This is a genomic window from Methylobacterium gossipiicola (genome assembly GCF_900113485.1).
Classification (GTDB): Bacteria; Pseudomonadota; Alphaproteobacteria; order Rhizobiales; family Beijerinckiaceae; genus Methylobacterium; species Methylobacterium gossipiicola.
The window spans coordinates 1-8,994 of sequence record NZ_FOPM01000048.1 but is presented as its reverse complement, the minus strand read 5'-3'; the positions used below and the strand labels follow the sequence as shown (position 1 = coordinate 8,994).

The window sequence follows — 8,994 nt, the reverse complement described above, 5'->3', positions numbered from 1 at the left end:
CCTTGCTGCATCACTCGGACCAGGGCTCGCAATACACGAGTGAAGCCTTCCAGCGCCTGATGGTCGATCACGGGGTGACCTGCTCGATGAGCCGGTCGGGCAACGTGTGGGACAACGCCGCGATGGAGAGCTTTTTCTCATCGCTGAAGACCGAGCGCACGGCCCGACGGACCTATCGCACGCGGGACGAGGCTCGGGCGGATGTGTTCGACTACATCGAGCGCTTCTACAACCCGGCACGGCGGCACTCGACCTTAGGCTATCTCAGCCCTGTCGAGTTCGAAAACCGTGCCCAGTTAGCTTAGGATGGTGTCCACCAAACCGGCAGCTGGCCAGGGCGCGGTCTTATGGGCAGCGGACAGGTCGGCCTCGCTCGTCCCGATGCTTTGCTGTTCGAGGGCGCCGACGATGGCCATGGAGAGAAGCTCGGCCGCCGGCGTGAGCGGGCCGGGGGCCCGGTAGAGGACGATCTCGGTGTCCGAGAGTTTCGGAAGGCTCAGGCGGCGGCCGACCGAGATCAGGCCCGGTGGGATCATTTCCGTGGGCAGCACCGTGACGCCGAGCCCTCCCCGGACGGCCGCCTGCAGACCAGCCAGGCTGGGACTGACATAGACGATCCGCCACGGGCGTCCCGCCGCGTCGAGGGCGGCGAGGGCGCGTTTCCGGTAGACGTCCGGCGCGGGCGCGAGAACCAGCGGGACCGGATTGAGATCCGGACGGACCAGGCGGGGTGAGGCCACCCAATCCAGCACCTCACGCCAGACTTCGGTGCCACCGCCCGGACCCTGCGGCTCGCGCTTGAACAAGATCAAGTCGTAGCGGCCCTTGGCAAAGTCGTCCAGCAGGTGAACCGTGAAGTCGCAACAGACTTCGAACGCGACCTCGGGATAGGATCGCGAGAAACGAGCCAGGATCTCCGACAGGTGGACGGTCGCGAAATCCTCGGGTGTGCCGAGGCGCACGGGGCCGGAGATCTCGGGCTTCACGATGCGCGCCAGCACCTCAGCCCCGAGCGTGAGCATGTGTCGGGCGCAACCCAGGAGAATTTCGCCCTCGGGCGTCAAGCGAAGGGCGCGATCCGCACGATCGAACAGGCGCCGACCAAGCCCATCCTCGAGCCGCTTGATCTGGAGGGACACGGCCGATTGGGTGAGATTCAGCCGGCGCGCCGCACGCGTGAAGCTTCCGTTGTCGATGATCGCCACGAAGGTCCGCAACAGATCGAGATCGAACGGCAACGGCGGCATCGTCATGCTCTCCTAAAAAGGATGTCGAGTGAGCTTTGTAAGCTCAAGGGCTCAATCCTCTTGCGTACCCGCTGCCAAGCCGGCTGACCGTGCGATTTTTCACCTGAAAAGGCTCGCTTTGAAAACAAAACACGCGCCGTGAACTCGAGAAAGCTCGGTTGTTTTTCGGCCCCTTCATGCGTCACGAACCACGGAACCATCTTAATCCATTAAAATGTTTCATGTTGCATATCCGGATTTGGGCATTGTCGCCACATGATATTCCGTCCACCTCTGCCTCGTGTGTCGGACTGACCTGATCTCGGGTTGATCCGGTCGTTTCTGGTCGAACACGCGATCGACAAGCACATCGTGTCCGATAGACGATGGAGATGGACGTCTTGCTCAGTTTCAAGCCTGTTTCGTCAGTTCTTGTCATTGCCTTGAGTCGATCGCGCCCGGCGACGATGGCCGAACACGGGGGCGGTGCCCGGCGATGAACGCGCATGCCGATGGGACGAAACGGCCTCCATCCGACGGGGCCAATGCCGATCTGACGGATCGCGTACCGGGGCGTGCGTGGAGGTCGCCGGTTCCGACGTCTCATACGGTCGAGGCTTTGACCGGCACTAAGCTCACGCGTGCGTAGATTCGGGAGCACGAAAGCAGGTTCGACGATGAGTAGCGCCAATCACGATGACTTTTCGGCCTCGCAGGCCTGGAGGCTGGTCCTTCGAATCCTGAAGCCGGAGGCCGGTTTCATCTGGATCGCGATCATCTACGGTCTGGCCGTGGCGCTCCTTGGCCTCGCGACACCGGTCTCCGTCCAGCTTCTGATTAACTCCGTCGCGAACACGTCGCTTCCGACGCCCCTCTTCGTCCTGTCCGGCCTGCTGCTGCTGCTGCTCTTGATCGCAGCCGGTCTCAGCGCGGCGCGGGTCTACGTGATGGCGCTGTTCCAGCGCCGCGCCTTCGCGCGCATCGTCGCCGAGATCACCCTGCGCGCCGTCCATTCCCGAAATCCCCATTTCGACGACGCGCGACGGGCCGATCTCTTCAACCGCTTCTTCGATCTCGTGACCGTGCAGAAGGCGGTCCCGTCACTCCTGACCGGCGGCTTCGCGATTGTCCTTCAATCCGCCATCGGTCTCGTTCTCACGAGCTTTTACCATCCGTTCTTTCTCGCCTTCAACGGCCTCCTGATCGCCCTGCTGTTTCTGATCTGGTCGCTCTGGGTCGGACCGGCCGTGCGGTCGGCCGTGGATGTCAGCCACGCCAAACACGAGACGGCCCGCTGGCTCGAAAGCGTCGGCGTTTCGAAGGGCTTCTACAAGAACGACCGCCATCTGAATTTCGTCATGAAACGGTCCGAGGCCATGACCTCGGCTTACGTTCGGGCGCACCAGCGACACTTCCGCAATACCTTCGCTCAGACGCTCGGCTTCCTCCTGCTCTACGCCCTGGCCAGCGCCGGCCTCCTCGCCCTGGGGGGATGGCTGATCCTGCGAAACCAGTTGTCGCTCGGGCAGCTCGTCGCGGCGGAGCTCGTGCTCTCGAAGGTGTTCTACGGAATCTCGCAGCTCGGCCGATACCTGGAGACCTACTACGAGCTTGTCGCTTCCGTGCACGAACTGTCGCTGTTCTACGACATCGAACAGGAGCGCGATGACGGTGACCGATCGATCGTCGGGCCTGTCAGCGGCGCCCTGCGCCTGAGGGATGTCGAGGCCGGCCCTTATCGCTTCGAACTCTCCGTCGGGAGTGGAGAGCAGCTCGCGGTGCTGGCCAGTGGCGAAGCCGAGCAGGCCGTCGCGGCCCTGCTGGAGGGCTGGGCCCGGCCACGGCACGGGATCGTCACCATCGGAGGGGTCGATCTGGACGCCTTCGCGATCCATCGGTTGCGCGCGGACATCCAGGTTCTGGATCGTCTCTCCATCGCCGAGACAACCATCCGCGAGTATCTCAGCCTCGCGGAGGACGAGGCGGGATCGGCGTTTCTCGACAGCCTAGAACTCGTGGGGCTGTCGGAGCGCGTCTCGCGCCTTCCGGCCAAGCTCGATACGCCTTTGGCCTCGTCGGGTTCACCGCTGTCGCCCGGCGAGATGCTGGCCCTGAAGCTCGCGGCCGTCCTGATCCGCCCGCCGAAGCTTCTCCTGTTGTCGACCCTGTACGACTTGGTCCCGCCGGATCGCCTGAAGATTGCCCTCGAGAGCCTCCGCCAGAGTGGAACGACGGTGCTGCACTTCACCCGGAGACCGAGGGCCCTGCCGTATGACGGCTACCTGTTGATGCGCACCGACGAGCAGGTCCGCTTCGCGGACATCGATGGACTGATCGAACGGATGAAGAGGGAGGGGACGAACCATGCTCTCGCGGCCTGAGCACCTTCACCATTTCCCCACCCTGCGGTCGATCAACCCACCGCGCGCGGCCGTCGTACTCGGCTGGATGATGGGCATCGGCATCAGCCTCACCCTCGCGCTGCTGTTCTGTGTCCCCTGGGTTCAGACGGCGGCCGGCGTGGGTCGCGTGATCGCCCCGAACCCGGCCGATCGCGTCCAGGCGATCACGGCCTTCGTGCAGGGGCGCGTCGAGCGTTGGCACGTCCAGGACGGGCAGGCCGTGCGCGAGGGCGACGCGATCGTGCAGCTCGTCGACAACGATCCCCTCCTGCTCACGCGGCTCGCATCCGAGCGGGAACATGGGTTGGCCGAGATCAAGGCGGCGGAAAAGGCCCTTCAGGTCGCCGAAGGTGAGGTGAGTCAAACGCAAAGTGCCGTCGAGAAAGGCTATATCTCGCGCCGCAGCTTCGAGGCCGCCCAGACCCGGGTTGCGGAGCGCCGCGCGCGGCTGGCCGAGGCGAAGGCGAAGCTCACCCGCCTCGACGTAACGATGAACCGGCAATCGGCGCAGCTCGTCCGCGCACCACGGGATGGACGCATCCTGCACATCAACGCCGCGACCGGGTCCACTTTGGTCAATGCCGGCGACATTCTGGCGACGTTGGCCCCGCATGCGCCCGATCGCGTGGCCGAGCTGATGGTCAACGGCCTCGACGTCGCGCTGATCCGACCCGGTTACCCGGTCCGTCTCGCCTTCGAAGGCTGGCCGGCCATTCAGTTCAGCGGTTGGCCCTCCGTCGCGCATGGCATGTTTGACGGGCGGGTGCGGTCCATCGATCCCTCCGCTCAACAAACCGGCTTGTTCCGCGTCCTCGTTGAGCCGAACCCGGACGCGCGCGCCTGGCCGGACCCGGAATTCATTCCCCTGGGCGCGAAGGTACAGGGATGGGTTCAGATGGAGACGGTCAAGATCGGCTACGAATTGTGGCGGCAGCTCAACAGTTTCCCGCCCGAGTTCGGTCAGTCGCAGCAGAGCGCTCAAACTGAGAAGAGCGCGAAAAAGTCGTGAGCGTTGTAAATTTTGTTCATGAAAATCCTGAAACACAGCCGAACACGATCGACCGTCCGTTCGAGCTCAGATTTCTTTTGAAGTGTTCGCGACGTCTATCCCTTCTCAGTTGCACGCGCTCTTCGAAAAAACGGCACCCGTTCCGGAATCGTGGTCTGTCTGCCGGGGATCGTCGTCATCGCCGTGAGACTATCGCCGCGTCTCGGCCGGGGGCGATCGCTCACCTGTGGTGCATGAATGAGGGGTCGAAGCACGAATGCCGACGATGAAGCCAGGATGGTTCCCTGGCGGGGACGACAACGCATCTCGAAGGATGAGCCGCGTCGCCGTCGAACATGTCGCGACGATCCGTTTCCCTGCGTTCAACACTCTCTCGATCTCCCTCCTGATTTCGGGAGTCCTGGTCGTCGGATCCGCCAAGTCGGAGACCCTCGAGGGCGCCTTGTCCCGCGCGTATCAGGCCAACCCGGCGCTCAATGCCGCGCGGGCGAACCTGCGCGTGGTCGACGAGACCGTGAACCGTTTCCAGGCCGGATACCGTCCGACCGCCACCATCGCGGCCGATATGGGGGTTGTGCAGTTCGATGGGCGTACCGCGGGTCGGCACCGCATCAGAACCACGATTCCGAGCGGTGCCGGCGTCACGGTCAATCAGACCCTCTTCGATGGGTTCCAGACCGACAACCGGGTCCGCTCCGCCGAAGCGACGGTGTTCGGGACGCGCGAAAGCCTGCGTCGGGCCGAGATCACGACGCTGTTCAATGCCGTTCAGATCTACATGAGCGTGCTTTCGGACACGGCGACCTTGGAGTTGCAGCGCAACAACGTCGCCGTGCTGGAGGAACAACTCTACCAGACCCGCTATCGCTTCAGGGCGGGCGAGGTCACCCGTACCGACATCGCCCAGTCCGAAGCCCGTCTTGCCGGCGCCCGCTCGCAGGTGGCCGTCGGAGAGGCGAAGCTGCGCGCCTCCATCGGCCTCTACCGTCAGGTCATCGGCGTCGAGCCGCGCCAGCTCGCGCCGGGTCGCCCCATCGATCGCCACGTTCCGGCTTCCCTGGATCAGGCGATCCGCATCGGTTTGGAGGAGCATCCCCAGATTCTCGCCGCACGCCATGCCGTCGATGCGGCCGAGCTTCAGGTGAAGGTCGCGGAAGGGGCTCTCTACCCGCAGGCGCAGCTCTCGAGTGCCGTTCAGCAACGCTTCGATCAGCGATCCCCTGGCGACAGCAGCATCTCCGGTTCCATCGTTGGGCGGGTCAACATGCCGTTCTATCAGGGCGGCGCCGAGTATGCGCTCATTCGGCAAGCCAAGGAGACCGTGAGTCAGACGCGTTTCCTGGTCGAGCGGGATCGAGACACGATCCGCGCTTCGATCGTACAGGCTTGGGGCAATCTCGAAGCAGCTCGGGGGCAAGTGCTGGCCGCGCAGGAACAGGTTCAGGCCAACGAGACGGCGCTGACGGGGGTGCGCGAGGAAGCCCGCGTCGGTCAGCGCACCACCCTCGATGTGCTGAATGCGCAGCAGGAATTGCTGAACGCCCGCGTCGATCTCATCCTGGCTCAGCGCAATCGCGTGGTGAGTTCCTATGACGTGGTGCAGGCCATGGGTCGGCTCACCCGACACGTCACGTCTCTGCCGGCACCGCTCTACAGCCCGCGGGACCACCTCGCTCAGGTGCGCGACCTCTGGTTCGGCGTACGCACACCGGACGGGCGTTAGGTGGATGGTCCGAGAGTTCGATGCTGCAACCTTCACCTCGACGTTCAGGGACGCCCTCAGGGCGAGGTTCTTCACGGCAGCGCCTCGACGCCGTTCGGCGAATCCATGACGAACGTCATCGGCGGTATGGCTCGCCTCGGATGCTTCCAGCCATGCGCGCGGAGAAAAGAGCGGTCTGCCTCGGGCGGGTGGAGCGCCTGATGCGGCGGCATGGCATCCGCGCCCTGGCAGGGCGTCGGTTGGTCCACGCGACCGCATACGCACCGCGCCGACGCAGACCGGCTCGATGACGGCGACGCAACGGCACCAACTCGGGAGCAGCTTCCCCTGCCACTCGGCTTGCGGCAGCCGACACGACGTCGCCCATGAGGCGAGCAGGGTGCTGTCACGACAACGCCCCGAGGACAAGCGTCTCCGCACTCCCGAGGTTGGACGCAGACAAGGGCGAGATGGCCCCCCGGAATTGAGGCCCGACGCGACCTGTCCGCCACCATCGAAGGCCCCTGCACGCGGCAGCGTCTTACTTCGGCCCCCGGTTCCAGCGCGCCCGAGCAAGCCGAGCGGAACGCGCGTTAACCTCCGTATCCGTGAAACCGAAGGAGCATCTCTGAACGCCCTCATCGTGTGGGTCGGCGGTTAAGCTCCACCATGGCAGACTACGGCGACGCCGTCCGAGGGATTTTATCGGCCTATCGCAATTCGCAGTTCTCGCGCGCGAGCGCTTTGATCCGCTCACCCTCGTCGTGCTCGAACCGCCCCGTCGGCTTGTGTCCTGATCGGCCTGCTGCATCTCTTACCGGACTGTCTCGCTCGAGCAGCCAATCCTAACAGCGGCCAAAGGGATCGCCGCTCATTGAGAGACATGAACGCCCTGGTGGCCCAGCGCCATCCGCACCGGGAGGATACGGACCTCGAGGAAGCGAGATGGCGTTCGCTTCGCCGTCTCAACATGGGCGGCCTCTGGCCCCCGGGACGGATCAATCCGCGCAAACTCTGCGCGAACCGAAAGAGGGGTGGATTGGGACTCGACATCCATCTTGACCGTGAGTATACGCGTCGGCAACGGACGTCGGCTCCAACGGGAACGCGTCCGGAGGATACACTTTAGGTTGGTTCCAATAGAACAGCCGTCGACAAAGTGTTTCCGTGATGGAGAGGTGGCAGAGCGGTTGAATGCACCGCACTCGAAATGCGGCATGCCTGCAAGGGCATCGGGGGTTCGAATCCCCCCCTCTCCGCCAGTTACCCCTTAACCCACTGCAATAACGGTATCTTTCTGATATCGTAGGCTTCTGAGCGCGCTCCTACTACGAAGGAGTGCTACGAAGTCATGAGGCAGATGGTGGGCTTGGTCCAGCGTCGGGGCATCTTCTATTTCCGTCGCACCATTCCGGACGCGCTACGCGCCGACATGCCGGCCGTGCTCGGAACGGCAGGTCCCGAATTCTTCGATGAGCGTGCGCCCGTCTCGCTCAGAGGAAGTCGAGCTGGGCGCGAGTTCTGGGTCAGCCTCGGCACGCGAGATGAGGACGAGGCGCGGGATCGTGCGCGCCGTCTGGACGGTGAGGCCGACGCGCTGATCCGCTTGGCGAAGCGCCGCATGATCCTGAGCGCCAAGCCGGCGGTTTCGGAGCTCGACGAGTCCACCATTCAGAGCTTGGTCGCCACCTTCCGCCATCGCAAACTCGCGGCGGATGAAGCGCGGCGGCGCGGCAACGAACCCCTGAGCCGTGAAGGGTTCGATGCGCTCGGGCGGGAGATAGCCCTGAGGGAGGCCGAGCTACGCGACGCCAACGCGCGCGGCGACTGCGCAGCCGCGCATTTCGATCTCGATGCAATGATGACCGTCCTCGATGCCGGGCTGAACATCGCGTTCGGATCACATGCGGATCGGCGTCTCAATCTGGCGTTCGTCGAGGCCGAACTCGACGTGATGACGATTATCAAAGATCGGCAATCCGGGAGCACCCGCCCGACGCCCGTGCTGCCGGCGGGTGAAAGCCGCCGCACCGAGGAGGCGCCTCGGCTGAAGCAGCGACATGCCGAGGCTCCGACCCCGGAGCAAATTTTGGAGGGATGGAAGAAGGATCAGACCCCGACTGAGAAGACCTTCTACACGTTCTCGAGCAAGGTCCGCCGCTGGACCGCCTTCTTGGAGGAGCGTGGGGTCACGTTCCAGAGCGCCAGGTTGTCAGACGCATCGGACTGGAAAATCGCTTCGCTCGTCGACCGATCGGCGAAGAGCGTTTCGAACGATCTCTACGCTGTCAAAGCCATCTACGGCTGGGCCCTGGCGAACTGGCCAGCTGCCGGTTTGGTGGACACCATCCTAAGCTAACTGGGCACGGTTTTCGAACTCGACAGGGCTGAGATAGCCTAAGGTCGAGTGCCGCCGTGCCGGGTTGTAGAAGCGCTCGATGTAGTCGAACACATCCGCCCGAGCCTCGTCCCGCGTGCGATAGGTCCGTCGGGCCGTGCGCTCGGTCTTCAGCGATGAGAAAAAGCTCTCCATCGCGGCGTTGTCCCACACGTTGCCCGACCGGCTCATCGAGCAGGTCACCCCGTGATCGACCATCAGGCGCTGGAAGGCTTCACTCGTGTATTGCGAGCCCTGGTCCGAGTGATGCAGCAAGG

General features: G+C 64.0%; 7 protein-coding genes, 1 tRNA gene and 1 pseudogene. 7 read left to right on the top strand and 2 right to left on the bottom strand.

What is annotated here, in order from left to right; translation table 11 throughout:
- Nucleotides 1–305: IS3 family transposase (locus BM249_RS20670; RefSeq protein ID WP_143103827.1), on the top strand; the 305-nt coding region annotated here is incomplete at its 5' end.
- On the opposite strand, the gene BM249_RS20665 is transcribed toward BM249_RS20670, so the two are convergent.
- A complete protein-coding gene (locus BM249_RS20665; RefSeq protein WP_244528893.1) occupies nt 297–1,247 on the bottom strand; it encodes a LysR substrate-binding domain-containing protein in 951 nt (316 codons plus the stop codon). The two genes, BM249_RS20670 and BM249_RS20665, sit on opposite strands and share 9 nt — an antisense overlap.
- 656 nt (nt 1,248–1,903) lie before the next feature.
- On the opposite strand from BM249_RS20665, the gene BM249_RS20660 reads away from it, so the two are divergent.
- From BM249_RS20660 to BM249_RS20635, 6 genes and pseudogenes are all read left to right on the top strand, one after another.
- Nucleotides 1,904–3,607, top strand: coding sequence for an ATP-binding cassette domain-containing protein (locus tag BM249_RS20660; protein ID WP_091975486.1), 1,704 nt, complete (start codon nt 1,904–1,906; stop codon nt 3,605–3,607).
- On the top strand, nt 3,591–4,637 hold the full coding sequence (locus tag BM249_RS20655; protein WP_091975484.1) for an efflux RND transporter periplasmic adaptor subunit: 1,047 nt from the start codon (nt 3,591–3,593) through the stop codon (nt 4,635–4,637). Before BM249_RS20660 ends, BM249_RS20655 begins: the two co-directional genes overlap by 17 nt.
- Before the next feature lie 313 nt (nt 4,638–4,950).
- On the top strand, nt 4,951–6,360 hold the full coding sequence (locus BM249_RS20650) for a TolC family outer membrane protein (protein ID WP_177232478.1): 1,410 nt from the start codon (nt 4,951–4,953) through the stop codon (nt 6,358–6,360).
- 41 nt (nt 6,361–6,401) lie between these two features.
- Nucleotides 6,402–6,599: pseudogene (locus BM249_RS22250) on the top strand (IS3 family transposase); the annotation flags it as partial.
- Nucleotides 6,600–7,511: 912 nt separating this feature from the next.
- Nucleotides 7,512–7,601, top strand: a tRNA-Ser gene (locus BM249_RS20640).
- An 89-nt stretch (nt 7,602–7,690) separates the two neighbouring features.
- On the top strand, nt 7,691–8,698 hold the full coding sequence (locus tag BM249_RS20635) for a DUF6538 domain-containing protein (protein WP_143103828.1): 1,008 nt from the start codon (nt 7,691–7,693) through the stop codon (nt 8,696–8,698).
- Here BM249_RS20635 and BM249_RS20630 read toward each other — a convergent pair.
- The coding region (locus BM249_RS20630; protein WP_143103827.1) for an IS3 family transposase at nt 8,690–8,994 on the bottom strand (305 nt) is incomplete at its 5' end. The genes BM249_RS20635 and BM249_RS20630 overlap by 9 nt on opposite strands.